General features: G+C 61.1%; 24 protein-coding genes and 1 tRNA gene. 15 read left to right on the top strand and 10 right to left on the bottom strand.

The features are described from left to right. Window positions 1-503: 503 nt before the first annotated feature. The 8 genes from PP263_RS14535 to PP263_RS14500 all read right to left on the bottom strand — a co-directional run bounded on the left by PP263_RS14535 (window position 504) and on the right by PP263_RS14500 (window position 6,018). Window positions 504-914, bottom strand: coding sequence for a hypothetical protein (locus PP263_RS14535; RefSeq protein WP_308364314.1), 411 nt, complete (start codon window positions 912-914; stop codon window positions 504-506). A 1,154-nt stretch (window positions 915-2,068) separates the two neighbouring features. After that, window positions 2,069-2,467 carry a hypothetical protein gene (locus tag PP263_RS14530; protein ID WP_308364313.1) on the bottom strand — a complete coding sequence of 133 codons (399 nt, stop codon included), beginning with the start codon at window positions 2,465-2,467 and terminating at the stop codon, window positions 2,069-2,071. Then, on the bottom strand, window positions 2,467-2,655 hold the full coding sequence (locus PP263_RS14525; protein ID WP_308364312.1) for a hypothetical protein: 189 nt from the start codon (window positions 2,653-2,655) through the stop codon (window positions 2,467-2,469). Before PP263_RS14525 ends, PP263_RS14530 begins: the two co-directional genes overlap by 1 nt. 268 nt (window positions 2,656-2,923) lie before the next feature. Beyond that, window positions 2,924-3,280 (bottom strand): hypothetical protein, encoded by a 357-nt coding sequence (locus PP263_RS14520; protein ID WP_308364310.1) that lies wholly within the window; start codon window positions 3,278-3,280, stop codon window positions 2,924-2,926. Between the two features lie 13 nt (window positions 3,281-3,293). Next, window positions 3,294-3,518, bottom strand: a complete 225-nt coding sequence (locus PP263_RS14515; protein ID WP_308364308.1) for a hypothetical protein — start codon at window positions 3,516-3,518, stop codon at window positions 3,294-3,296. Between the two features lie 124 nt (window positions 3,519-3,642). Continuing rightward, window positions 3,643-4,401, bottom strand: coding sequence for a DUF6387 family protein (locus PP263_RS14510; protein WP_308364307.1), 759 nt, complete (start codon window positions 4,399-4,401; stop codon window positions 3,643-3,645). A 101-nt stretch (window positions 4,402-4,502) separates the two neighbouring features. Continuing rightward, window positions 4,503-5,738 carry an integrase arm-type DNA-binding domain-containing protein gene (locus PP263_RS14505; RefSeq protein WP_308364306.1) on the bottom strand — a complete coding sequence of 412 codons (1,236 nt, stop codon included), beginning with the start codon at window positions 5,736-5,738 and terminating at the stop codon, window positions 4,503-4,505. Between the two features lie 203 nt (window positions 5,739-5,941). Then, window positions 5,942-6,018, bottom strand: a tRNA-Arg gene (locus PP263_RS14500). A 205-nt stretch (window positions 6,019-6,223) separates the two neighbouring features. Between PP263_RS14500 and PP263_RS14495 the strand changes: the two genes are divergently transcribed. Then, window positions 6,224-6,637, top strand: a complete 414-nt coding sequence (locus PP263_RS14495; RefSeq protein WP_308364305.1) for a cytochrome c5 family protein — start codon at window positions 6,224-6,226, stop codon at window positions 6,635-6,637. Window positions 6,638-6,926: 289 nt separating this feature from the next. Here PP263_RS14495 and rep read toward each other — a convergent pair whose 3' ends face one another. Further along, the gene (rep, locus tag PP263_RS14490) at window positions 6,927-8,960 is read right to left on the bottom strand and encodes a DNA helicase Rep (RefSeq protein ID WP_308364304.1); all 2,034 of its coding nucleotides are present in this window, start codon (window positions 8,958-8,960) and stop codon (window positions 6,927-6,929) included. A gap of 229 nt (window positions 8,961-9,189) precedes the next feature. Here rep and PP263_RS14485 point away from each other — a divergent pair, with 229 nt between their 5' ends. From PP263_RS14485 to PP263_RS14420, 14 genes are all read left to right on the top strand, one after another. Continuing rightward, window positions 9,190-9,762, top strand: a complete 573-nt coding sequence (locus PP263_RS14485) for a sigma-70 family RNA polymerase sigma factor (RefSeq protein ID WP_308364303.1) — start codon at window positions 9,190-9,192, stop codon at window positions 9,760-9,762. Beyond that, entirely contained in the window at window positions 9,759-10,826 is a 1,068-nt protein-coding gene (locus PP263_RS14480; RefSeq protein WP_308364302.1) for a FecR domain-containing protein, read from the top strand. The genes PP263_RS14485 and PP263_RS14480 overlap by 4 nt, the downstream gene beginning before the upstream one ends. 364 nt (window positions 10,827-11,190) lie before the next feature. Then, a complete protein-coding gene (locus PP263_RS14475; protein WP_308364300.1) occupies window positions 11,191-14,331 on the top strand; it encodes a TonB-dependent receptor in 3,141 nt (1,046 codons plus the stop codon). Window positions 14,332-14,464: 133 nt separating this feature from the next. Continuing rightward, window positions 14,465-16,012 (top strand): tryptophan 7-halogenase, encoded by a 1,548-nt coding sequence (locus PP263_RS14470; RefSeq protein ID WP_308364299.1) that lies wholly within the window; start codon window positions 14,465-14,467, stop codon window positions 16,010-16,012. A gap of 29 nt (window positions 16,013-16,041) precedes the next feature. Beyond that, complete coding sequence (locus PP263_RS14465) at window positions 16,042-16,773, top strand: SapC family protein (protein WP_308364297.1); 732 nt, start codon at window positions 16,042-16,044, stop codon at window positions 16,771-16,773. Between the two features lie 16 nt (window positions 16,774-16,789). Then, on the top strand, window positions 16,790-17,518 hold the full coding sequence (locus PP263_RS14460; protein ID WP_308364296.1) for a DUF6445 family protein: 729 nt from the start codon (window positions 16,790-16,792) through the stop codon (window positions 17,516-17,518). Between the two features lie 203 nt (window positions 17,519-17,721). Further along, window positions 17,722-17,949 (top strand): DUF3565 domain-containing protein, encoded by a 228-nt coding sequence (locus PP263_RS14455; RefSeq protein WP_308364295.1) that lies wholly within the window; start codon window positions 17,722-17,724, stop codon window positions 17,947-17,949. Window positions 17,950-17,956: 7 nt separating this feature from the next. Beyond that, the gene (locus PP263_RS14450; RefSeq protein ID WP_308364294.1) at window positions 17,957-18,415 is read left to right on the top strand and encodes a YaiI/YqxD family protein; all 459 of its coding nucleotides are present in this window, start codon (window positions 17,957-17,959) and stop codon (window positions 18,413-18,415) included. A gap of 120 nt (window positions 18,416-18,535) precedes the next feature. Further along, complete coding sequence (locus PP263_RS14445) at window positions 18,536-19,024, top strand: GNAT family N-acetyltransferase (RefSeq protein WP_308364292.1); 489 nt, start codon at window positions 18,536-18,538, stop codon at window positions 19,022-19,024. A 61-nt stretch (window positions 19,025-19,085) separates the two neighbouring features. Next, window positions 19,086-19,655 (top strand): GNAT family N-acetyltransferase, encoded by a 570-nt coding sequence (locus PP263_RS14440; RefSeq protein ID WP_308364290.1) that lies wholly within the window; start codon window positions 19,086-19,088, stop codon window positions 19,653-19,655. Window positions 19,656-19,982: 327 nt separating this feature from the next. Further along, window positions 19,983-20,858 carry a subclass B3 metallo-beta-lactamase gene (gene bla, locus PP263_RS14435; protein ID WP_308364289.1) on the top strand — a complete coding sequence of 292 codons (876 nt, stop codon included), beginning with the start codon at window positions 19,983-19,985 and terminating at the stop codon, window positions 20,856-20,858. Window positions 20,859-21,384: 526 nt separating this feature from the next. Then, window positions 21,385-23,088, top strand: a complete 1,704-nt coding sequence (locus PP263_RS14430) for a hypothetical protein (protein WP_308364287.1) — start codon at window positions 21,385-21,387, stop codon at window positions 23,086-23,088. 145 nt (window positions 23,089-23,233) lie between these two features. Further along, window positions 23,234-24,802, top strand: a complete 1,569-nt coding sequence (locus PP263_RS14425) for an alkaline phosphatase PhoX (protein ID WP_308364286.1) — start codon at window positions 23,234-23,236, stop codon at window positions 24,800-24,802. 55 nt (window positions 24,803-24,857) lie between these two features. Continuing rightward, entirely contained in the window at window positions 24,858-26,162 is a 1,305-nt protein-coding gene (locus PP263_RS14420; RefSeq protein WP_308364285.1) for a glycerophosphodiester phosphodiesterase family protein, read from the top strand. Between the two features lie 225 nt (window positions 26,163-26,387). Here the strand turns inward: PP263_RS14420 and PP263_RS14415 are convergent, their stop codons facing one another. Beyond that, a complete protein-coding gene (locus PP263_RS14415; protein WP_308364284.1) occupies window positions 26,388-26,684 on the bottom strand; it encodes a LamG domain-containing protein in 297 nt (98 codons plus the stop codon). Window positions 26,685-26,695: the final 11 nt, after the last annotated feature.

Below are 26,695 nucleotides of genomic sequence, written 5' to 3'. Positions count from 1 at the left end.
CGCTCCGAGTCGAACGGAGGTTCTCATCGGGCCCTGAGGCAATCCGTATACAAAAAAGGCCACCGCAAGGGTGGCCTTTTTTGTATATGGCCCCCCCAGATGGTCCGAAAAGCATGCATAAGTTATTGATTTTATTGTGACTGGCTAAGCTGATTTGTCTTTGATACCCCCAAATGTACCCCCAAATGCTTCTGCTTGAGGGGCTTCCAGCCGGTGGTCGTGCGGCTTCCGGCGGTCTCATGAGCGACAGAATGCTCAGCCCCCGTCAGTGCGGGGCGCCCTTAAAATGCGAGCGGGCCGTATCAGCAGAGAACCGGAAAGCAAGGACAGCGCTGTCAGTACGGGGTGGTTGTGGTTGGTTATCCGCAGGGGCGCCGGTGCCGCAAGGGGCCGCCCCCGCGGAGAACAGGGCGAACTTCACCCGCTCAAGGGCGAAGCCGGCCCCGGCCGCCAGCAGACGCACGGGGTGGTGTCGGCGAGGGATCGGCAGGCGGCCCCCAGGGTCATTGCGTGTCTTCGGTGAGAGTGTCGGCGTGGCCCCATCTGAGGCGGTCCACATCGTCGAACACATCCATACGCGCGGCCTGTGCGTACAGCAGGCGCTCCAGATGGGAGAAAAAGCCCACATGGCACCCCTTGGCGGCGGTGCTGTCCTGATAGTCGATATCGGCCAGGATATGGCCCAGCAGGTTCTTGCCCACCCAGAACGGATTGTCTTTCAGGTACTGGACGAAGTGGGCGGCGTATTCGCGCCCCAGGTCGCAGGCCAGACCGTAATCATCGACCGGCGGCAGCTTCCAGTTACTGCGCTTGGCTTTCTTGTTGCCCCGGCCCGGCCGGTAGACGAAGGGCAGGGTTTCCAGTGGGGCGGGCTCAGGTCTGTAGTCCCGACGAGCGGGCAGGGTGATCTTCATGGCAATAGCTCCTGATATGAGGTGGCCACCGCCGCGGTTCCAATCGTGGTTGGGTGGCAGGCTGAACGTAGGTTGGAACTACCGCTATCAGGTAACGGCGGGCACAAATGTCCCCTACGCCAGCCCGCCATAACAGGGAGCTGTCGCGCACAAAAAAAGCCGCGTACAACGGTAGGCGACTTTGACGCGCCTGATAGTTCCGGGGTTCCAATCCCGGCCGCGGATTTTGCCGCGACGGAATTAGGATAGGCCATTAGATTAACTGGGGTCAATAACTGCGGGGCTGTTCATCAGCTGGGGGTGGCCCCTGATTCGTGAATGGCCTTGAGGCGCCTGTGTGCCGTTCTGAGCGCGTTTTCTTGTTCGGGGCATGTTGGCCTGGCCCATTTACTTCGCCCCTGTATTTCCGTACAGGGCCGCTTTTGTGGCCTGGCAGCATTCAGCGGGGCCGCCAGTAGGGGAGGCGACCGCCCCCCTCCTCGCGTAGGGGGCTCGGCGCCGAGCCCGCGGGGCGCCACGGTGACACCCATGCCAGACTGTCACCCCTGACAGAGAGTCCGCCCCGGCACCAGGTGCCGCCCACTCCGGTACAGGGCCGCTTCGCTGGTAACGCATAGGTAACTCCGGGTGCGTTACTCGATTGGGCAGCCGGCACCAGGAACAGGAGCGCACGCCGAATGCCAAACACGGAACCGCCGGCTGTGAGGGCTGTAGTTGGTCATTCGCGCCGGCCCCGGTGGATGCCGCCAATGCGGTTGCGGCCTATTTTTCTAGGGGTTTTGGGGCCGCGCCCCGTAATGGCTGCGCCGCACCAATGACCAACCACCAACCCCCTGAAAAAATGCGCTGTAAATAGCGAAACCACGCGCTGCTGCGGACCCGTGAGCGCGAACCCCCGGGAAGGACCCGCGCCGCCCAGGGGAGGCGGCGGTGTAGCCGGCGCGCACGCTCCTGCGAGCCCGCCCACTGGATAAATACCCTATGGGTACATGGTATATATCTAGAAAGGTGTCCGTGTGGCGGCCTAGGGAAGGGGCGAAAATCGCAAATATAGGGCCGTGTGGCGGTCTAGAGGCGAACGAATTGCCGCGCTATAGGGCCGCATGGCGGCCTAAGCCTAGGCCGTGTGGCGGCCATCAGAAAATCGAAAGTTGTTACCTCTGGCCCTCCCAGCTGTTCGGCGCGGTTACCGTTGCCGCCAGTTCGTGCTTGCCTGCGCACTCGTCGATTGGGCGCCAGCTCAGTGCGTAGAGGCTGGCCAGGTTCGGGCGGCGGCCCTGGCGAGTCTGGATCAGGAAGCCTGCGGCCAGCAGCTCCCGCAGCGCTTTCTGTAGCTGGTCATTGCTGGTCCAGCCGTGCGGGCGCATAACCGAAAAGGAGGCGCACAGGTCGCCGTTATTACGCCCGTTGTACTGGGCTGCCAGCGGGAACAGCAGGGCCTTGGCTCGAGGGGAGAGCGCGGCAAAGTTCTGGTGATTCAGCATGCGCGCAGGAAAGGCGGCAAACTTAGGCCCGCCCGCCTTCCGCGCCCCCTGCTTGTATCCCTTGGCCATTACTCCCCCAGCTTCCTCGCGGAGCGGATCCGCGGCAACTGCGCTATGGGGTCACCCACCGATTCGGGGCCGCCGGCCGGCGATCGCTGTAGCAGCTGCGTTGCCAGCGCCCGCGCCTCCCGCTCGCTGTTGGCCTCCACCACCATGGGGACAGTTATTACCTGCTCTATCTCGACAACAAATCTCATGACGCACCCCCAAGGCGGGAAGGGGTCTGGGAGGCAATGCACAACCGCCGGAATAGTGGTTTCCAGCGCTTTTCTATCCCTTGGGTGGCCCTACCTATTGCTGCCGCCCCTTTGTCCCCTATAGTCCCCCGCATTTTTTCCACGCCGCCAGGCTTCACATACTCAAGCATGTACATGCAAACCGGCTCGCCTTTCAGGTAGGTGCGCTTGTCCCGCCCGGGATCGAATGGGCAGATAGGCGCGCTACAGCTGTCGAACTTGGGGCACTTCATGGGGATACCCCCCGGCGCTTGCGCATTGCGAAAACCCGTTGCCACGCTTGCGCCTGTTCTTCCCGCCCCAGCCAGTAACGGGCGACGCGGGTAGGGTGGCCATGCCAGCCAGGGACGGTTTCATACCTCACCCGATAGGGAATACACAGGCCGTGCTTAATCTCGCTCATGGTGCTGGGGAGGCAGTGGTCGTTAACCTCCCGCTCTGCCTCAAAGCGGTGGAGGCTGCGCCCGGTGGCCAGATAGGCCAATACCCGCTCCAGCTTGGTGGGATCTTTGGGGGTGTTATTATTCGGGGTGATAACAGCTTGTTTGGGGCCGCTTCTGCTCGGGGTGGCCTTTTTCTTTTCCATGGTTCACCCCCAACTATGCGTTTGCTTGTTCGATCAGCTTGCGCTGAAACTCGCGGATATAGCCGGCCTTCCAGACGGATGTTTTCGGGCCCAGCTTGATGGGGCGCTTCACCTTGCCCTGATTCACCCATAGCCACCAGGTGCTCAGGCCAATGCCCAGATAACGGGCACATTCCTTTGCCCTGCAAAAGGCGTCGGGATCTTGGGGAAGAATGGAGGTGGTCGCGGTAGCGGTCATGATTGTTCCTCGCGTTGTCTAGTTAACGCAAAGAAATATAAAAACCGCTACTGTGTAAAAATACAGCAAAAAATTTCGCCGAATCAGCGCCTTTGATTTTCTAGAAAAATCAGTGGATCAATTTTTATACTGTTTCGGTTTGGCATGCTGCGAAGAAGAAAGACGGCTCCAAGGCTGCTTCTGCCAGGGGGCGCAGCGTAGTGCGGACATAATCTTCCCGCTTGGGGGCCATCGGGAATAGAACCCGGATATAGAGGGGGTTGCTGATAGTGTGGCCATGAATCTCGGCCCACAAACTCAGGTCCACAAACGCCAAAATCTTGTTTTGCCGAATCCTTGCCAAGTTGAATCCCGATCCTCCGCCATAAACAACGGGGGTGATACCAGCTGCTTTGCGGTATTTGGTGATTAGACTCTGAACGGCTTCTAGAATTTCCGCGTCAGTTGCTCTTAGTCTGATAGCTATATGTGCGCGATCAATACCATAAACGTCGTCTACGGCGACCCCGTCTGATTCGCTCCCGCTAAAGGTTCTTGCGATATGTTTTATCTCTGACATGGAGATGGGGGCGGCAATGCGGTTGCGGGCGTCTCGGAACCTCGAATTTTTGAATGCTTCCTCGAGCAAATCTGAATCATCAGAATCATCTGAATGATCAGATGCGGCCTGATTCACGCAAAACGACTCCTCCCACTCGGCTGGGTCCGGGATTGGTGCCCTTTCCCCATCGATTTCGAACCTGGCGCAAAATCTCGCTATCCGCCTGGCTTCGAAGTTGTCGGCCCATTCTTGAGCAGTGAAGCCATCGCAAATTTGGTAATCAGCAAGATTAAACCAAGGCGCGAGTTCTCTTAGTCTCTCGACGGTTGTAATTTTGGCCAATGATCTCCCCCTTACAGAGAACCCCCTTGATCTAGATTCAGCGCCAGGCCGCCAAGGGTCGCGGCTTTTCGGGAGCTACCCTAGGCGCTGAAATTCGGTGGCTATTGGGCGCCGAACTTGACGGTTACCACGTTGCCCGCCTTCGTCTGCTCGCGCAGGTTGTCCAGGTAATCCGCCCACCGTTGCATCATGACCACTCGCTGCGGCAGGTGCTTTGTGCGGTTGTAGGCGGTGCCGTTGGCGTCCCTGACTGAGTGCGCCAACTGATGCTCGATGTACTCCACCCGCTCGTTAAGCTCTTCGTCCAGCAGGGTGCGCGCCATTGCGCGGAAGCCGTGGCCGGTCATTTGGTCATTGCCATAGCCCATATTGCGCAGGGCGACGCGTACGGCGTTTTCAGACATGCAACGGCTGGCCCCCTTGGGAGAGGGGAACACATAGCGGAAACGGCCTGTAAGCGGCTCCAGCTCGCGCAGAATGGCCACCGCTTGGCGGGCCAGTGGGATTATGTGCGGTTCCCGCATTTTCATCTTGGAGGCGGGCAGTTCTATCCGCTGGTCCTCCCAGTTGATTTCCGCCCACTCCAGGGCGCGGAGCTCGCCGGGGCGACAGAACAGCAGCGGGGCCAGTTTCAGCGCCGCCCGCACTGTTGGGGTGCCCTGATAGCCGTTTATGGCCACCAGCAGCTTGCCGGCGGCCGCTGGGGTGGTTATCGCGGAGAAGTGCCGTTTCTGCGCCGGTTGCAACTGGTCGCCCACCACGGCGGCGGGGTCATTGGTGGCGCGGCCCCCGGCAATGGCGAAGCGGAAAACCTTGCTCGCGGTTTGCTTGGCGCCCTTGGCTGTGTCGATAGCGCCGCGCCCCTCGATCCGCTTTAGGACGGTCAGCAGTTCCGGCGGGGTGATTTCGGCAACGGGGCGGCTGCCCAGGTAGGGGAATAAATCGCGCTCCAGCATTCGCAAGGTGCGGTACCGGTAGCTCTCCGACTTGCCGCCCATCTTAGTTGCGTACCATTCGCGGCCCACCGCCTCAAAGGTGTTGGTGGCTGCGGTGTAGTTCTCTGCCTGGCGGGCTTTGCGGTGGTCGCTCGGGTCTATGCCGTCCACCAGCAACTGGCGGGCCTCGTCGCGCTTCTGGCGGGCTTTCTTGAGGCTGGTTTCCGGGTACACCCCCAGGGCCAATACGCGCTCTTTTCTGGTGTGGGGGTGGCGGTACTTGAGCCGCCAGTAACGGGCGCCGGTTTTCGTCACCAGCAGGAACATTCCCTTTCCGTCGCTGAGCTTGTAGTCCCTGTCCCGTGGCTTCGCCTGCTTTACCTGTAGTTCCGTCAGTGCCATTGCGCTATCCCAATATTGGCGGGGCCTGCGGCGGAGTTTGGGGGTATCTATTGGCGCGGCCCCCCCCAAATACCCCCAAATGTGCCCCCAGATACCCCCAGTTTTGGGGGTACAAGTTAGACTAATCTGGACGCAAATATAACGCGGAACACTAGGCGTGTCGCGGGGTGTAAGGCTTTACTGGATTAACTGAGAAGAGGATATGGCCCGCCCCAGAGGATTCGAACCTCTGACCTTCGCCTCCGGAGGGCGACGCTCTATCCAGCTGAGCTAGGGGCGGGTCGCGGTCTGGCCTGTTGCCAGTGCGGACGCGGATTATACAGAAGGGGGGCTACGCGGCAAAGCGGATTGGGGCTATAGAGGCTATAAAGACCGGCGCTCTTCGCAGCGGGCGCCGCAATGCTTATAATGCGCCGCTTGGTAGAGGTGTGCGGCACAGTGCCGAAAGTCTACGAGCCGCCTGTAGCGGCCGCTAGGGGGATTTGATGAAGAGTATTCTGGGTGTAGTGGCGGCGCTGGCCTTGGGCGCGGCGGCCGCGGTGGCGCAGTCGGTGGACGAAGAGATTGCCGAACGTATCGCGCCGGTGGGCGAGACCTGCATGAAGGGCGAGGAGTGCGCCGCGGCGGTTGCGGCGGCGCCCGCGGCAGGCGGCGGTGCACGCAGTGGTGAAGCAGTGTACAAAGGTTCCTGTTTCAGCTGCCACGGCACCGGCGCTGCCGGAGCCCCCAAGTTCGGAGACGCCGCTGCCTGGGGGCCGCGGATCGACAAGGGCATCGACACCCTGTACACCCACGCGATCAACGGCTTCAACGCCATGCCGCCCAAGGGGCTGTGTATGGACTGCAGCGAGGACGAGGTGAAGGCCGCTGTGGACTATATGGTGGAAAGCAGTAAGTAAATAGTTGCTTACTTCTGTTGCGAAAAGGCCGCTCGTTGAGCGGCCTTTTTGTTTGGGGAGGTGGATGTGTTCACCCTCTGGCGGGCCTTTGGCCCGCTTGCCGAGCTGGGGCTCGGCGCTGACTCGCGCCATCCATGGCGCTCGGGGCCTTTGCCCCGCCGCCGCAAGCGGCGGCGCCCAAATCGGCTGTCCTGCCGATTTGTCCCAGGGCGGGCCTGCGGCCCGCTTGCGGAGCTGGAGCTCCGCGGTCCCGGGGCGGCCCTCTCCCATAAATGGGAGAGGGGAGCATTCAATCAAACATGCTGAGCAGCGACCCCAGCGTCTCCTCCCCCTTGGCCTGATTCTGCTCCGGGGTGGCCTTGCCGAATCCCTCCAGTTCCACATCCTCCTCCGGCAGCTCATCCAAAAAGCGGCTGGGGGTGGTGTCGTGGTTTTCGCCGAACATCTTGCGTTTGCCGGCCAGGGTCATGGTGAGGGTCTTCTGGGCGCGGGTGATGCCCACGTAGGTGAGGCGGCGTTCTTCCTCGATATTGTCGTCTTCGATGCTGTTGCGGTGCGGCAGCAGGTTTTCCTCCATGCCGATCATAAATACGTGGGGGAATTCCAGGCCTTTGGCCGCGTGCAGGGTCATCAGGCTGACCTTGTCGGTGGCCTCTTCCTCTTCCTGGCGGTCGAGCATATCGCGCAGGATCAGCTTGGCGATGGCCTGTTCCAGGCGGATGTCCTGCTCCAGTTCGTCGTCGATCTTCTCCATGCTCTTGTTCAGGGATTCCAGCAGCCAGAAGACGTTCTCCATGCGCTTCTCGGCGACTTTTTCGCTGCTGGCGTTCTGGTTCAGCCAGCCGGCGTAGTCGATATCGTCGAGCATTTCGCGCAGGGCGGCGTCCGGGCTGTTCTCGCGGCAGTTGCGGGCCACGCCTTCCAGCCACAGCGCGAAGCGGTTCAGCCGCTCGTAGCCCTGCTCGTTGATATGCTCCTTGAAGCCGATCTCAGAGCAGGCGCTGAACATGGAGATTTCGCGGGTTTTCGCATAGTTGCCCAGGGCCTCCAGGGTGCTGGTGCCTATCTGCCGGCGCGGGGTGTTGATGATGCGCAGGAAGGCGTTGTCGTCGTCCGGGTTCACCAGCAGGCGCAGGTAGGCCATCACGTCCTTGATCTCGGCGCGGGCGAAAAACGAGGTGCCGCCGGACATCTGGTAGGGGATCTGGTGCTCCTGCAGTTTCATTTCCAGCAGGCGCGCCTGGTGGTTGCCGCGGTAGAGCACCGCGAAGTCCATGAACTTGCAGCCGCGACGGGATTTCTGCAGGAAGATTTCGTTGGCGATCCGCTCCGCCTCCTCGTTCTCGCTGCCCACCTTGATCACGCGGATCTCCTCGCCCATGCCGCGGTCGGACCACAGCGCCTTGTCGAACTCGTGAGGGTTGTGGGCGATCAGGTGGTTGGCCACCTTGAGGATGCGGCTGGTGGAGCGGTAGTTCTGCTCCAGCTTGATCAGGCGCAGGTTGGGGAAGTCCACCTTCAACTGGCTCATATTCTCCGGGCGCGCGCCGCGCCAGGCGTAGATGGACTGGTCGTCGTCCCCCACCACGGTGAGGCCGCCGCGGCCGCCCACCAGCAGTTTCACCAGCAGGTACTGGGAGTTGTTGGTGTCCTGGTACTCGTCCACCAGCAGGTAGCGGATCTTCCTGCGCCAGCGGGCCAGCAGTTCCGGGTCCTGCTCGAACAGCTGCACCGGGATCAGGATCAGGTCGTCGAAGTCCACCGCGTTGTAGGCCTTGAGCGCGTCGCAGTAGCGCCCGTACGCAATAGCGATGGCTTGCTCACCGGCGCTCTGGGCCTGTTCCAGGGCCCGGCGCGGCGTGAGCATGTCGTTCTTCCAGTTGGAGATCTGGTTCTGCACCCGGTCCAGCAGGTCGGTGTCCAGGTCGCCGTCGCGCAGCATCAGCTCCTTGATCAGGCCGCGGCTGTCCTCGCTGTCGAACAGGGAGAAGCCGGGCTTGAAGCCGGCGGTGCGGTACTCCCGGCGCAGGATGTTCAGCCCCAGGTTATGGAAGGTGGACACGGTGAGCCCGCGGGAATTGCGCGATTTGCTGCCGCCGGGCCCGCTCAACAGCTTGCTCACCCGCTCCTTCATCTCCCGCGCCGCCTTGTTGGTGAAGGTGAGCGCGGCGATATGGCGCGCGGCGTAGCCGCACTCCTCGATCAGGTAGGCGATCTTGCGGGTGATCACGCTGGTCTTGCCGGAACCGGCGCCGGCCAGCACCAGGCAGGGCCCGTCGATATACTTCACCGCTTCCGCCTGGCGGGGGTTGAGCTGGGACATGGACAGAGATACATCGCAAATGGGTGTCGAGGCGGCGATTCTACCAGTCCTGGCTGCCTGTGAGTGGTTGCCCGCAGCCGCGCCTGCCGCTCCGGCGAAGCCCCGGCCGGCAAGCGCTCAAAAAACAACCAAATCGTAAGGAAAACTTTGTGGCCCACTAGGGGAAAATTTTCCGCGAGTCGTCTACCTGCGTGGAGACATCATAATTTCAATAATTCAGAGATGTTCTATGGCGAAGGATGAGACTCTGGCGGACATCTTTATCGGCGTTCGCGGCAGCCTGGCGCGGCTGGTTTCCAGCATAGCGCCGCCGAAGGAGATAGAGGACATAGTCCAGGAGACCTATGTGCGCGTCTGCCAGGCGGCCAGGCGTGGGCCTATCGACCAGCCGCGCTCCTTTATGATGCGCACCGCCCGCAACCTGGCGCTCGACTACGTCAAGCGCGCCGAGTCGCGGCTGGCGGTGAGCATGGATGAGGAATTCGATCTCAGCCCTGAGCTGGGTCACGGGACTGACCGCACCTACGAAATTGTCGCCAGCAACGAGGAATTCGCGCACTTCTGCGAGGCGGTGCGGCAGCTGCCGGTTCAGTGTCGCCGCGCATTCGTGTTGAAAAAAGTTTACGGCTATTCGCAGCGGGAAATCGCCCGCCAGCTGAATATCAGTGAGAGTACGGTGGAAAAACATATCGCCACAGGAATCAAGCGCTGCACCCTGTTCATGCTGCAGCAGCGCAACAGCGGCTCCCCGGATGCCGGCCCGCGCACCGTGTCCGGCGCCGGCCGTGGGGGGCGCCCATGAGCAACGTCTACCAATTGCCCGACCGCGAGCGCTGCCTCGACGAGGCCAGCGAATGGCTGGCCAGGCTCGACCGCGGCCTGGACGAATCCGAGACCCGCGACTTCCAGCGCTGGCTGGCGGCCAGCCGTGAGAACAGCGACACCTTCATGCAGATTGCCGAGCTGTGGGACAAGATGGACGCGCTATCGCGGCTCGCCGACCTGTTCCCGCCGCCGGTAGAGAAGAAGCCGTCATTCGGCCGCTGGCTCGCCGCGGCCGCCTCGGTATTGTTGGTGCTGGGTGCGGCGCTGTGGCAGGCTGGCATGCTGACGGGTTCGCCGCCGGTTTCGCGGCTGGCATCCACCGTCAACAAGGTATACGAGACCGCGATCGGCGAGCACTCCACGGTCAACCTGCCGGACGGCTCCGTCCTGGTGCTGAACACCGACAGCCTGGTGCGCGTGCACTACACCCTCACCAGCCGCCTGATCGAGCTGGACCGGGGCGAGATCAATGTCCGGGTGGCCCGCGACAGGCAGCGGCCCCTCAGCGTACTGGCCGCCGGCCGGGTGGTGCAGGCGGTGGGCACCGCCTTCAACGTGCAGCTGCGGCGCGACCGGAGTGTGGAGCTGATCGTCACCGAGGGCAGGGTGCGGGTCGCCGATGGGCAAAATGGGGGCCCCGGCGGTGCGCGCAGCGAGCCGCAGCCGCTGCCCGCCACGGCCACTGCGGTCTCCGGGGGCGAGCGGTTGCTGATGAGCGGGGAGCGCCCGCAACCGGAACAGGTGGAGAGGATCGAGCCGGCGGAGATGGATGCCAGACTGTCCTGGCGCAGCGGCAACCTGGTGTTCCGCGGCGAGCCGCTGGAGCAGGCGGTGGCCGAAATCAGCCGCTACACCTCGGTGAAATTCCGTATCGAGGATGAGCAGCTCAAGGGCGTGCGCGTGGCCGGCCTTTTCCGCACCGGCGATATTAAAGGATTGCTCCGCACCCTGAACGACAATTTTGATATTGCCAACGAGCGTATCGACGAGCAGACGGTGATATTGAGGGCGCGCCGGGATGATCATGAAGAGACGCGTTGAGCCGTATGGAACAACAGTGAAAATTACGGACTGATTCTCAATCGCCCGATAAAGAAAATGGCAAGGTAACTAGTCGCCCTCGGGACTCGGGAAAGAATGCGGGAGCTTGATGCGAAGGCCCTGATGCCGGGAGTCGTTCGAGAAACGATTGCCGATGAGGCTGTTGAACGAACGACTACCGGTAGCGGGGCCGCCCAGGCCTTGGCTTAGTGTCACAGGGATGAGCAGTTACATGGCAACAAAATAATAACCAGATGCATTAAAAACAGTGACCCGATGGCGGAAATTTCCGGCCGAGTCGTCTTCCAACCACGCCGCTGACATTGTGGCGTCCGGGAAAGACGACAGGGCTTTATTTCAGTGTTTGACCTTCAGCCTGCTGATGATGAGTTCCTCATCATTGCTGGCGGATGGCGCTCGCCTACACGAAAAAACTCCCTTCAATATTCCCCGGCAGAGAGCGGACATTGCGCTCACGGAATTTGCCGAGCAGGCCGATGTGACCCTGATCTTTCCCTACGACAAAGTGCGGGAAGTCAGTGCGCAGCGGCTGGTGGGAAGCTACCCGATCGACGAAGCGGTGGAGATTCTGCTTCGGGGTACCGGCCTCAAGGCAATGGTGGGCGACGATGGCCAGCTGACGATAACAGCAGGACATCCCATTGGAGGGTCGAGCACAGTGTATAAAAAGAACAAGTTGTCCAGCGCCATTCTGTCGATCATGGCTTCCATGTTCGGCGCCGGCGCCCAGGCGCAAAGCGATGATGCACAGCAGCCGAGCACCATCGAGGAAGTATCGGTGACCGGCATCCGCGCCAGTCTGCAGCGCGCCATGGATATCAAGCGCGACGGCAGCGGCGTGGTGGACGCCATCTCCGCGGAGGATATCGGCAAATTTCCCGACACCAATGTCGCGGAATCGCTGCAGCGCATCACCGGGGTTTCCATCGACCGCTCCGGCGGCGAGGGCCAATTGATCACCGTGCGCGGCTTCGGCCCGCAGTTCAATACCGTGCTGGTCAACGGCCGCCAGATGGCCACCGAGAACCAGGGCCGGGAGTTCAGCTTCGACACATTGGCCTCGGAGCTGGTGAAGGGCATCGCGGTGCACAAGACCTCCACCGCCCGGATGCAGTCCGGCGGCGTCGGCTCCACGGTGAATGTGACCACCGCGCGGCCGTTCGATTTCAACGGCTTCAAGGTCGCCGGTAGCGTCAAGAGCCTGTACGACGAGAACAGCGAGGAGTCGTCGCCGCAGATTTCCGGCCTGGTGAGTAATACCTTCGCCGATGGAAAGTTCGGTGTGCTGCTGGCGGTTTCCCACCAGGAACGCAGTACCCGCCTGAACCAGGGGCAGACCGACGGCTGGCTCGCCAACGTGCTGGACAACGTGGACCCGGCTGAGATAGACGATTCCGCCAGCCGCTCCGGGAATACCTTTATTCCGCAGAACTTCGACACCAAGGTCACCTTCGAGGAGCGCACCCGCACCGGCGGCAGCCTGGTGCTGCAGTTCGCGCCCACCGACGACCTGGAAGTGACCCTGGACGGCATCTACTCGGATTTCGATATCGAGACCGACGCCACCTCCTTCGGCCACTGGTTCACCGCCGACAACCTGGAAAATATCGTGCTGGACGAGAACGGCACCGCCATCGACCTGTTCCAGGAGGTGGGCCACGCCACCGACTTCCACGCGAAGAAGTTCGACCGCCTCACCAAGACCTCCCAGTACGGCATCAACGCCCAGTGGGCCGCGAGTGACAACCTGAGCCTCAGCTTCGACGCCTCCACCTCCAGTGCCGAGCGCGCCGGCAACAACGGCGGCGAGAACCAGCTTTCGCTGATCGGTTACCTGAACCGCTCGCGGCTGCAGATTCATCCGGGGCAGATACTGCCGCACTCCAGCGAGTTCCAGTCCGCCGACCCCTCCATCAACAATGCCGACGGCGTGCAGGCCGGGGTGAGCGACTACCTGGACCCGAGCAATGGCCGCGCCCACGTGATGCTGCGCCGCGGCTGGGCCACCGACGACCAGGTGGACCAGTACCACATCGACGGCGTCTGGGACGAGGGCAGCAGCAGCGGCCTCACCCGCGCCAGCTTCGGCCTGCTCTACTCCACCCAGACCAAGAGCAACGTGCGCCTCACCGATGAGGCCAACGGCGTGCACTGCACCTTTTGCGGTTACCCGGAGGGTGTCGATATCCCCGACGAATTCCTGTCCGTATTCGACGCCGGCTCCGGCTTCCTCGGCGACGTCAGCGGCAGCGAAAATCTCACCACCCAGTGGCTGGCCCACGACGGCGAGCAGCTGTTTGCCTACCTGGAGAATATTGCCGGGATCAGTTACGACGCGGTGCGCCGCAACAACTCCTACGAGGTGGAGGAAGACATACTCGCCGGCTACCTGGAGCTGGAATTCGCCGGCGAGCTGGCGGGCATGCCGCTGACCGCACACACCGGCGTGCGCGTGGAGAGCACCGACGTCGCCGTAGAGGGCACCGAGTCGCCGCTGGAGCGCCTGGATATTCTCGACCTGACCGAACTGCAGGCGGTAGTGGGTGAAGCCCAGCCCCTCAGCGCCGACTCCAGCTACCACTCAGTGCTGCCGAATATGGACGTGAAGCTGGATATCACCGATTCGCTGGTGGCCCGCTTCGCCGCCTCGCGCAGCCTGACCCGCCCGACCCTGGATCAGCTGTCGCCGGTCACGGTGATCAACACCACCCGCCAGGGCGGCAACCTGCGGTCCAGTTCCGGCAACCAGGAACTGGAGCCCTTCGCCTCCGACAACCTCGACCTGTCCCTGGAGTACTACTACGGCGACAGCAGCTACGTCTCGGTGGGTTACTTCCGCAAGGATGTGGAGAACTTCATTATCAGCACCACCGAGGACCAGACCTTCACCAACAGCGCCGGCGAGCTGGTGACCGACCCGTCCACCGGCGATGTCACCGGCATAGCCCCGGGCGAGGACCCGCAGAACGCGGTGGATCCAAACGACAGCGTGGCGACGTTCACCCTCACCAAGCCGAGCAACGGTGAGAGCGCCCAGGTGGACGGCCTGGAGCTGGCGGTGCAGCACAGTTTCGGCGACACCGGCTTCGGGGTTATCGCCAATGCGACCCTGGTGGACAGCGATGCGGAACTGGATGTTGACGACGTGACCCAGACCTTCGCGCTCACCGGCCTGAGCGACTCCTTCAACCTGGTGGGCTTCTACGAGAAGGGCCCCTTCCAGGCGCGCCTGGCGTGGAACTGGCGCGACGAGTTCCTGCAGTCACTGGTACAGACTGTCAGTGGCGAACCCACGTTCGTCGACGATTACCAGCAGTGGGATATGAGCGCCAGCTACGACATCAACGACAGTGTTTCGATATTCTTCGAGGGCCTGAACCTGACCGAGGAGGTGTTGCTGAAGCACGGGCGCTACGACAACCACTTCCTGTTGGCGGAAGACAGCGGCAGGCGCTTTGCGCTGGGCCTGCGCGCTACCTTTTAAGAGCCGGCAGGGCAATTTGTAGGATGGGCAAAGCGCAGCGTGCCCATCAAGCCCCGGAAGATGGGCACGCTGCGCTTTGCCCATCCTACAACGGAGCAATAGTCTGCTTGATAAATCAATAACGAGATCGGCCATGAACAAACCGACAAAATCCGTGACAGTGGTAGGCGGCGGTACCGCCGGCTGGATCGTCGCCGGGCGCATCGCCGCCATGCACAGCCATGGAGACGACGGCGTGCAGGTCACGCTGATCGAAGCCCCGGGTATTCCCACCGTCGGCGTGGGCGAGGGTACCTGGCCCACCATGCGCAAGACGTTGCGCAAGCTGGGGATTTCCGAGAGCGATTTCCTGCGCAGCTGCGATGCCACCTTCAAGCAGGGCGCCAGGTTTGCGGGCTGGGTCACCGGGGATGCGGAAGACTTTTACTACCACCCGCTGGTACTGCCCCAGGGCTTTCTGAAAATGGACCTTGTTCCCTACTGGCAGCGTTCACTGAAGCCGCAGGGCCAGTCCTTCTCCAACGCGGTCTGTTACCAGGAACAGTTGTGTGAGCGGGGCCTGGCGCCAAAGCAGATGACCACGCCGGAATACACCTCGGTGGCCAACTACGCCTACCACCTGGATGCGGGCAAGTTCGCCGAATTCCTGCAGCGCCACTGCACGCAGAATCTGGGGGTGCGTCACCTGCGGGACGAGGTGCTGTCGGTCAACACCGCCGCCAACGGCGATATCACCTCGCTGAACACGCGCAATTCCGGTGAGTTGCCCGGGGACCTGTTCGTGGACTGCAGCGGTTTTTCCTCGCGCTTGTTGGGTGGCCATTACCAGGTGCCGTTTATCGACCGCAGCGATGTGCTGTTTATCGATCGCGCACTGGCGGTACAGGTGCCCTATGAAAATCCCGACGATCCCATCGCCTGCCACACCATTTCCACCGCCCGGGACGCCGGCTGGATCTGGGATATCGGCCTCACCCGCCGCCGCGGCGTGGGCTACGTATACTCCAGCGGCCACACCACCGGGGAACAGGCGCACCAGCGTCTGCGCGATTATGTGGGGCCGGGGATAGAGAATTTATCCGTGCGCGAGATACCGATCCACAGCGGCCACCGGGAAAAATTCTGGGTCAACAACTGCGTGGCGGTGGGCCTGTCGGCGGGTTTCCTGGAACCCCTGGAAGCCTCTGCACTGGTGCTGGTGGAATTGTCCGCGGAGATGATCGCCGAGCAGCTGCCGGCACACCGCGATGTGATGGATATCACCGCGCGCCGCTTCAATGAAACCTTCCGCTACCGCTGGGACCGCATCGTCGACTTCCTCAAGCTGCACTACCTGCTCAGCAGGCGCGAAGACAGCACTTTCTGGCGCGATAACCGCGACCCGGCATGGGTGCCGGACAGCCTGCGGGAACTGCTGGCCCTGTGGCGCTACCGGCCGCCGGGGGACTGCGATTTCACCAGTAACAACGAAGTGTTTCCGGCGGCCAGCTATCAATATGTGCTCTACGGCATGGGCTTCGAGACGGACGTCGACGGCATGGCGCACCGGCTGCGCGAGGAGCAGGCGGCAGCGGAACACTTCGCCAGTAACCGCAAGGCCACCGAGCGCGCACTGGCCGTACTGCCGAAACACCGGGAATTGCTGGAGCGGATTCACCAGTATGGGTTGCAGGCGATCTGATTCGGTTCATTAAAAAAGAGGCAAGCAATATGGCCAGGCTGGTAGCACTGAACAGCGAACTGCACCGGGACATCCGCATAGATACCGCCGGGATAGAGCGGCAGGCCGCGTCCCTGCGCATGGTGCCGGTGATGCCGAGCGAATTCCTGAAGCTGGCGATCGACTATCCGATAGTGCTGACCAAAAATGCGGAAACCGGCCGCTTTGTCTGCGCCGCGCTGTTTGGTTTTGCCGAAGGGGAAAACCTGTATTGGAACGGGGACCGCTGGCAGTCGCTGTACACGCCGCTGAATATTATCCGGCAGCCGTTTTTTGTCGGCACCGATGAAAACAGCCAGCCGCTGGTGTGTATCGACGAGGACAGTCCCTGCGTGCAGCGGCAACCGGGGCGGGAATCGACGGAGGCACTGTTCGACGATGAGGGCCGCGGCAGCCCCTACCTGGAAAGAATGCAGGGGGTTCTGGGGCAGCTGCTCGACGGGGAAAAACAGAGCGAGGAGCTGGTCCGCTGTCTGCAGGAACTGGAATTGATCACGCCGATGCGCCTGGAAGTGACCTTTGCCAGCGGCGATTTCCGGCGGGTAGAGGGCCTCTACACGGTGGACGAGGAAAAACTCAGGGGGCTTGGCGGCGAGCCACTACAGCAGCTGAGCGCCGCCGGCATGCTCGGCCATATTTACAGCATGCTCACCTCCCTGGGACATATCTATTCGCTGATAGAGCGCAAAAATGCCCGGGAAGCAGCGGTCGCAGAATCCTAGTCGCGGGGCCGCGCAGATGGAAGTCAATTTTCACTGCGCCGCGGTGCCGAAGATCCAGGTGGCCAGCCTGGGCGACGAGCGTCAGCCACTGCTGGTGATCGACGGCTTGGCGGCGGAACCGGAATCGCTGGTGGAATTCGCCGCGGACGCGCCGCCTTTCCGCGCGCGGGGTGGTGACTACTATCCGGGAGTCCGCAAGCCGCTGCCCCAGGCCTACGCGGAGAAGCTGTGCGAGGCGCTCGACCGGGTTCTGCGCGAGGTGTTCGAACTGCCGCCCGGCGCCCGCGCCCAACCGCTGCTGTGCGCGCTGTCCATTGCCACCACGCCACCGCAGCAGCTGCGGCCCATCCAGCGGCTGCCGCACTTCGACACCAGCGACCCGAGCCAGCTGGCAGTGGTGCACTACCTGTGCCCGCCGCAGTTCGGCGGCACCGCTTTCTATCGCCACCGCGCCAGTGGCTTCGAATTTATCGACGGTGAGCGACTGCACGGCTACGCCGCCCAGCTCAAGCGCCAGGTAATGGCCTCGCCGCCGGCGCCGGGTTACCTCGACGGAGACAGCGAACTGTTCGAGCAGATCGCCTGCATCGATGCGTGCTTCAACCGCGCGCTTATCTACCGCGGCAACCAGCTGCACTCCGGCAATATCGATCCCCACTGCGGCCTCAGCGCCGACCCCCGCACCGGCCGCCTGACCGCCACCAGCTTTATCCGCTTCGGTGTCCCCGAAACCCATGAAAACTAATCTTCCCACTGATTGTAGGAGCGGCCCATGGCCGCGATCAGTCTCCGGGATTCTACTGAACTCCGATCGCGGCCATGGGCGGATGGCCGCCCCGCCGCTCCTACAAAAGGGTCATTCCGGCGCGGCGGAACCAGCTCCACATATACATCCCCGCCCCAATTAGCTATAACTGGCCCGACAAACTCCAGCCGGGCCGAGTCCCCATGCAACAACCCATCACCGGCTACCACCGCGACGAAGAAAACCACTGGGTGGCGGAGCTGGCCTGCGGGCACAACCAGCACGTGCGTCACAACCCGCCCTGGACCAACCGGCCCTGGGTCACCAGCGAGTCCGGGCGCAACGCCATGCTCGGCTATTTATTAAACTGCAAGAAATGCGACCAGGGCGCGCCGCCGGATCGCAATGAAGAGAACTGCATCGAGAGGTAGAAAACTGATGGCGAAAATCTGGGTCGATGCCGACGCCTGCCCCGTGGTGATCAAGGAAATCCTGTTCCGTGCCGCCGAGCGCACACAGACGGAAATGACGCTGGTGGCCAACCAGCCGGTGCGTGTACCGCCATCGCGCTTTGTCAAATCGCTACAGGTGAGTTCGGGTTTCGACGTGGCCGACAACGAAATCGTGAAACGCTGCGAGGCCGGCGACCTGGTAATCACCAGCGATATCCCCTTGGCGGCGGAGGTGATCGACAAGGGCGGCGATGCCCTCAACCCCCGCGGCGAGCGCTACTCCAAGGCGAATATCCGCGCTCTGCTGAATATGCGCGATTTTATGGACACCATGCGCGCCAGCGGCGTGCACACCGGTGGCCCCCCGGCACTCAGCCAGAGCGACCGCAAGGCGTTTGCCGACCAGCTGGACCGCTGGCTGGCGGCGAGCCGCAGGAAACCTTGAACTCTATCTTGGATTGAACTCTCATAGACTCGTCATACCGGCGTAGGCCGGTATCCAGCTCGTAGCCCCTGGGTTCCGGCTTGCGCGCCGGAACGACGAAACGCATTGCGGAGGTGCCCCGTGAAAGGCTTTCGACTCGAACCCGCGACGGACAGCCAACTGAAAACCCTGATGACCTGGCTGCCGGACCGCCGCCAGTGCCTGCAGTGGGGTGGGCCGCAGTTCCGCTTCCCGTTTACCGAGCAGACTTTTTTCGAGGACTGCCGCTGGCGGGAGCTGCCCAGCCATGCGTTGGTAAATGCAGAGCGCGAGCTGCTCGGCTTCGGCCAGTACTACGGCCGCCTGGGCCGCTGCCACCTGGGCAGGCTGATCGTCTCGCCGCAACATCGCGGTGCTGGGTTAGGGAGAGCACTGATAGCGAAGCTGGTGCAACAGGGCTGCGGCCAACTGGATGCCAAGGAGTGCTCGCTGTTTGTGCTGAAGGACAACACTCCGGCGCAAAGGCTGTATAAAAAACTCGGCTTCCGGCAGGCCGAGTATCCCGAGCCACACGACTGGCTCGCGGGCTGCGCCTATATGATTGCGCCCTCGGAAAACTTTATTGCGTAGGGTGCGCCGCGCGCACCATCGGAGCAAAGCGGTGCGCGCGGCGCACCCTACATCGAGCAATATGAATAATTTGATTGAACCGCAAACCGACCGCCTGCTGCTACGCCAGTGGCGCGATGAGGACCGCACGCCCTTTGCCGAGTTGAATGCGGACCCGCAGGTAATGGAATACTTCCCCGCAATCCTGAACCGGGCCGCGAGCGATGCCTCTGTGGATCGCCTGAGCGCGCATATCGCCGAACACGGCTGGGGTTTTTGGGCGGTCGAGCGCCGGCAGGACGGAAAATTTATCGGCTTCGTCGGCCTGCAACACGCGCCTCCTGAGTTGCCGTTCTCTCCCTGCGTGGAAATCGGCTGGCGCCTGGCGTCTTCCTATTGGGGGCGCGGCTATGCCAGCGAGGCGGCGAATGCGGCACTTTGCGTTGCATTCGAAGAACTGCAGCTGCGGGAAGTGGTCTCATTCACCGCGTTGCAGAATATCCGCTCGCAGCGGGTAATGCAGCGCTTGGGTATGCGCGAGGACCCGCAAATATTCGAGCATCCCCGAGTTCCGGCCGGCAGCCCGCTGCGTCGCCACTGCCTGTATCGCCTGACTTCGGTCGAGTGGCGGGACAGGGTGGCAGCCGGCTGAGGCCCGGCGCCCACGGGCCGCGACGATACCTCTCTCTGTAGGAGCGGCGGGGCGGCCATCCGCCGTTGGCCGCTATCAGCTTTGCTAGTGGCACATACCGATCGCGGCCAACGGCCGCTCCTACACGGTTTTTTCCAGTCTTCGCGACTGGAAGTTGTTGTGGCACAGCTCCTGGTGACCTGACGGCAAAACGGATTTATTGCAATGAAACAGCAGCGATGGAAAAAATCACCGCGAAGAGGTCTTTGCAAAAATATCGGAGTGGATCGACTCCGCACTGAGCGGCGGTGAAACAAACTGCCCTGAAATCAACACAGGAGTATAAGAATGAAAGCGAAAACCGGGGCCGCAGCCGCGATTATTTCAACGTTGGCTTGTACTGCCCAGGCCGAGAACTTCGCTCCGCTGCCACAACTAAAGGCCTATGAAGTGCCCGCCGAGTGGCGACAGCCGGTGGAGCCGCTGCGCATTGCCGAGCGCACCTGGCAGATCGGTACCGCCGGCCTGAGCGCGATTCTATTGAAGGGAAGCGAGGGTGCCGTTCTGATCGACGGCGGCATGCCCCAGGCCGCCGACCATCTGCTCGCCAATATGCGCGCGCTGAGTGTGGAGCCCGGGGACCTGAAAGTGATCCTGCACAGCCATGCCCACGCCGACCATGTGGGCCCGCTGGCGGCGATCCGGCGCGCCACCGGCGCGCGGGTGGTGAGCAATGCGGAGTCGGCTCAACTGCTGGCCCGCGGCGGCTCCGACGATATTCATTTCGGTGACGGCTTGCTGTTTCCGCCTTTGCAGATCGATCGTCTGCTGCACGACGGCGAGGAGGTGGTCCTCGGCGACCTGCGCCTGAAAGTGGATTTTATCCCCGGCCACACTCCCGGCAGCATGGCGTGGACCTGGCGCGACCGCCGCGGCGGCAAGGTGGTGGATATCGCCTATGTCGACAGCCTCAGCGCACCCGGCTATCGCTTGCTGGATAACCCCCGCTATCCGCGCATCGTCGACGATTACCGCTCCACCTTTGCCAAGGTGCGCGAGCTCCCCTGCGATCTGTTGCTGACCCCGCACCCCGGCGCCAGCGGCTGGGTATACAAAACCGAGGCGGTACAGAGTACGCCCACCAGCTGCCGGGCCTACGCGGATGTGGCAGAGAAGAAACTCGACGAGCAACTGGCGGAGGAGCGCGAAAAAGCGGTGGACTGAATTTGCCGGCACCGCGATTTTGTAGGATGGGCAAAGCGTAGCGTGCCCATCTTCCGAACCCCGATGGGCATCTACGCTTTGCCCATCCTACGCAGCTGTGCAGACGAATGATCGAGGTTCCAAATCAGCACATGCCCAGGCAGCCATCCATGGCGTTATCGCCGGTCCGGCCATCCATGGCAGCTTGTAAAAAATGCGCAGCGAGCAGTGCTCGCTAAACACACATTTTTGCCCCACTAGCAGGCTCCTACAGACGGTGGTGAGTTTCACCCACCGGAGCTGAAAAACGGAGCAAACATCATTCAGCCGAAAGTGCGTCGGCCCCGCACTCAACACTCCGCTAGATCCGGAACCCGTCGATCCTGTTCGCCAGCAGGGAGCGGCCGAGTACTGAACAACCATCCGGCAGATCGCGTAGGCCCAATCCGGTCAACATGACAATTTCATTACCTCGGCTGCACTGTCACAAACTATTAATGCGCGCAGGCTATTTTCGAGGTTGGTAACGAACCGGAAGTCATGTGCCATGCGAGCCCTAACATTCTGGCTGACCTTTTGCTGTGCTTCAGCCATATTCGCGCAAAACTCTGCGGAGCCTGCCGAGGGCGCCGTCATCGGCAAGCCGGCTGCAGACCCAGCCGGTATGCACAAACCTTTGCACGAAGCCATGCTCGAACTATTGCGCAAGAACGATGCTGTGGTGCCTGAAGCACTGGACGTCTATCCCTATACGGCTTTGTATAACCGCGAAGCGATAATCCCACCGCAGTGCTATACCCGCACAGAGGAAAAGCACAACCCCTGCTATGTTTGCCATCAAAATACGATTGCGGAACGCGAGAACAGGATGAGCGACGGTGAGCTGCAGCTTGCCTACAGTTTCAGCGATATAGGCATGACAAATCACTGGCGCAACCTGTTCGAAGATCGCCGGGAAAGGGTCAGCGCAATTAGCGATGAGGAAATCCTCGATTGGATAAACGAGGATAACTATTCGGCCTTGGCGCCACGTCTCAGGGCAGCGGGGTTCGAAGGCTGGATTCCCGATCTCGAGAATCTTGAGCAAGGCGCGGCCGCCTTCGACGAACAGGGCTTGGCGAAGGATGGTAGTGGCTGGGTCGCGTTTAACTACAAACCCCTACCGAGTACCTTTTGGCCGACAAACGGTTCGACCGACGACGTCATGATCCGGTTGCCCGAGGTGTTTCGAACCACATCGGACGGGACACCGTCGAAAGATATTTATAAAGCGAACCTTGCGATACTCGAGGCCAACATCAAGGGCCTGACCGAGGTCACGACACCCCCCATCGACGAACGCGTTATCAAGGCTGACCTCAACGGCGACGAAAAACTCGGGGTGATTAGCCGCATTAACCAACTCTCGGGCTTCGTCGGAGGAGCAGCGAACTACTACTTCCAGCCAGGCCTTTATCCGCTGGACACTGAATTCCTGCACACGGTCCGATACGTCGGCGTGGCGCCCGATGGGGCCATCTCGAATTCCCGGCGCATGAAGGAAGTGCGCTATATGAAGAAAATAGTTATGCCGCCCAAGGCACAGCTCGCGGAGCTTTACCGGGAGGAGCAGTACGCCAAGGATGCCGGCTACCTGCCGGGCTATATCGACCGCCGCGAGCGCGGGCTGGATAACGAGATGGGCTGGGTTATCCAGGGATTTATCGAGGACCGCAAGGGCCGTCTGCGTGCCGCCACCTTCGAGGAAAACATGTTTTGCATGGGTTGTCATACCTCGGTGGGCTCCACAATCGACAAGACTTTCAGCTTCCCCCGCAAGATCGACGGCGCGGACGGCTGGGGCTATATCGATTTGCACGGTATGCCTGATGCGCCGAATAGGGGCGAGAGTAAAGGTGAAATCGCAAACTACTTCGAGCGTATCGGCGGCGGTGACGAATTCCGCAGCAATACGGAAATGCTCGCGCGCTGGTTTAAAAAAGATGGAACGCTCGATGTGGAAAAGCTTGCAAAGGCCAAGGACGTTTACGAGCTGATCACGCCGTCCCGCGAGCGAGCACTGTTGCTGAACAAAGCCTACCGCACGATCGTCGCGGACCAGGATTTTATCTTTGGTCGCGACGCGACGGTGGTGCCGCCGATCAATGTCTACGAACGTATCGACAACGAGACTGCGCCGACATTGCCGGAAAAGTTGTTCTATGAATGGGACATCCGTCTCGATTGGAGTGACGATTCCCCCTCATCCTAGCCGAGGCGCAAGATTTCCTTCATGTCGACGTCATATGGCGGCTGTATAAAACCATCTGACCGTCCTGAGAAATCTGACTGTTTCTCCAGATGCGTCTGCCAAATAAACCCAGAATAAACCCTGCTACCCTAAAAGGAAGGCGCGCATGAACAAGCTCTTATACCCATGCATTATGGGTGGGGTTGCGCTCGCGCTCGCGCAAACCACCATCGCAGCCACCGATATCTACTTCAATCCACTGACCCAGTCCGCGGCCGTTGCGACGCCGGACCACATCAATGAGCTGAACGGCCCCTGGCGGACGCCGTCGGGTTTGAGCCAGGACAACCTCACCGGCTTGGCCGAGGCCGCGGCCGACGTGAATCAGTCGATCGTCCGTATTGAAGGAGCGGGCGTGCAGGCGTCGATGTTCGACATGACCTCGTTTAGCCCGGATGGCCAATACCTGTTTATCCCGCATGAGACGCCGTTTGGCGCGGGCATTTCGCGGTATGACATCGAAAACGACAGCGTCGAGATTATATTTCAAGGCGATTTGGGCGGGATGAACGGCGATTGGTCCAATGACTATGGCGCCTTCGACCCTTCGCTGTGGACGCCAAACAACACCCTGTTTGCCGCTGAGGAGTGGACGGCGGAAGGACGGGTCGTTGAGCTGCTGAATCCGCTCGCCCCGGCGGATCAGATCCAGGCGCGGGAGCTTGAGAGCATCCCCAACGTCGCGCATGAGGGTCTGCGTTTCAGCCTGGATGAAAGGACGCTCTACTTTATCGACGAATGGAACTCGGGTTCGGTCTACAAGCTGGTCTTCAATGACAAGGACGAGTACGAGGCGGGAGGTCAAACCTTCGTGCTCGCGGTTGATGCCTTTGGCGGCGATGCGGCGGCCAACTGGAACGAGGGAATCAATGCTAACGCCACCCGCACGGGAGCTGCGACCTGGGTGCCGATAACGGACGGCGACGGCAATCCCCTGACCGAGACCGATCCGTTCAGAAACGGCCCGACCGACGATCCGCGGTCCAATCCCGATACCCGCGGTGGCCGCGGTGCGGCGGATGAGGTTAACGGCACGCCTTTCGGACGGCCCGAAGACATGGAGATCGGGCGTCTCGCCAACGGCAACGAGGTGATGTACTTCGCGGCCACCTCGGAGCGCACCATTTATTCGATTGAAATGCTTCCGGGCAACGAGGCGATCGTTCGAGTGACCGCAAGCGACGCGGAAACGCCGAAGAATCTTGGCTTTCCTGCGACAACCGGGGTTATGAACTCACCCGATAACCTGGCCCAGGATGCGCTTGGCAATATCTACGTTATTGAGGACTCGCCCAACAGCTCGGATGTCGGCGGGGATATCTGGTTCCTGCGCGATGTGGACAACGACGGTGTAGCCGAATCGGTGGATCATTTTATGAGCAACCAAGTGGGCGGCTCCGAATCCACCGGCATGATCTTTAATCCGGCGCAGCCGACGCAGTTTGTCGTCTCGGTACAGCACCCCGCAAGCACGGATCTGCCCGAAGGCTTTGGTGATGCCATCTGGGTATTCGATCTCGAGGAGATAGTGCCGCCGGCTTGCGACAAGTACGGGGCTCGATACAGCTCGACCTGCTCGCACACCTACGACTTCCGCTTCGTCGAACAGCTTAAGCGCGCAGGCAAGGGTAAGAAGAGGTGGCGCGATCATGGCCGCTGGTTTGGCCGTCATTAACCCAGCAATGGCTATTGCCGGGTAATGACTAAACTCTATTGGAGAAGAAAAACTCATGCGTCAAGTCACCTGTAGTCCGGTCTTGTTTTCCACAGTTGTTGCCATTGTCCTCGGTTCCTCCTTGTCGAGTTCCGCTCTGGCGGAGTATCCAATAGGAAAGCGTGACTGGGGCCGGGGCCACGGCATTCAGCTTGGTCCGCGCCCGCAGTTTCTCGTCAACGACATGACAGAGAGTGCACTCAAGGAGAAGTTGCAGGCTTGCCTGGACAAAAGGCCGAAGCGGACGCGCTTCTCTATCGGCCACCGCGGCGCGCCGTTGCAATTTCCCGAGCACACGCAAGAGTCCTACGAGGCGGGGCATCGTATGGGAGCCGGCATCCTCGAGTGCGATGTGACCTTCACCCGGGATAAAGAACTCGTATGCCGTCACGCGCAAAATGACCTTGCAACCACGACCAACATCCTGCTGACGGATCTCGCCGATACCTGTATTACGCCTTTTACACCGGCGGTGATCGCGGATGACGGCAGCCTGGTATCACCCGCCTCCGCGGAATGTCGCACGAGTGAGATCACGTTGGCCGAGTTCAAATCTTTGCGCGGCAAGATGGATGCGTTCAATCCGCGGGCGCAAACGCCGGAGGAGTTCGTCGGCGGTACGGCGAATTGGCGCACCGATTTATACGCCAGTGCAACCAGCGGCGCGCTGCTGACTCACGCCGAAAGCATCGAGCTGTTCAAGGAGTTGGGCGTGAACATGACCCCCGAGCTAAAGGCGCCGAGTGTGGAGATGCCGTTCGACGGCTTTACGCAGGAAGACTACGCCCAGAAGATGATCGACGAGTACAAGGCGGCCGGTGTCGCCCCCCGCGACGTATGGGTGCAGTCCTTCAACCGGGACGATGTCCTCTATTGGATCGCAAACGAACCCGAGTTCGGTCGACAGGCGGTGTTTCTGGAAGGTGCCGTCAATCCAAGCGAGTTGCCGGGCTTTGTCGAGCTTGCCAATGACCGAGCGAGCGGTATCAATGTTGTAGCGCCGCCGGTATTTGCGCTGCTCACACTGGACGCCGATAACAACATGGTCCCGTCCGAGTATGCACAAAACGTAAAAGCATTAGGTTTCAAGACCATTACCTGGTCTCTGGAGCGCTCCGGAATCCTTGCCGACGGCAACAATGGTTTCTATTACCAGACCATCGACCCGGCCATCTCCCGCGAAGGCGATGTGATGGAAGTCATCGACACCCTGGCTCAGGATGTCGGCGTCATCGGCATTTTCTCCGACTGGCCCGCCACCGTCAGCTTTTATGCAAGCTGCATGAACCTGAAACGGGATCGGACTTATGGAAGACGCTGAAACCGAATGGCGCCAAAATTAAGCAAAGGACGAACTGGCTATACATACAGAGCTTTGCACACTGCGACGTTTAAGTTAACTCGATCGACGATACTTGCCGAGTTGTCGCTCAACTGAATCAAATCACCCTGGCACCTATCGTCTGTCCTTGTGTGAAGTTCGGTTACTGAGGCGCACAGTGCAATCTGACAACGCGGACAGTAACCGAACTTTGAGCATGGATAACTAGGGCGTCGCCATCGTTACCAGATCTTCAATCTCGGTGGCCGTCAGTGCACCGCTGTACAAGCGGACATCATCCGCCCGGCCACCCAGGAAGGGATCAACCTCATACTGGGAGCGGCCCAGCCAGGCTTGATCGAGTACGCCCAACTGGGCCGGCGTCAGCTTAACGCTCTTATTTCGATCGACTTCCTCGCCATTGAGGTACAGCACGAGGGTTTCTCTGGACAGGGTAACGGCCAAGTGCATCCACTCTCCGGCTGCCGGCGCGCCGCCACATACGCGCTCGTCCAGACGCACATGGTCCTTAG

The sequence above is a fragment of the Microbulbifer sp. TB1203 genome (assembly GCF_030997045.1).
Classification (GTDB): Bacteria; Pseudomonadota; Gammaproteobacteria; order Pseudomonadales; family Cellvibrionaceae; genus Microbulbifer.
This window is presented reverse-complemented; position numbering and strand designations above follow the sequence as displayed.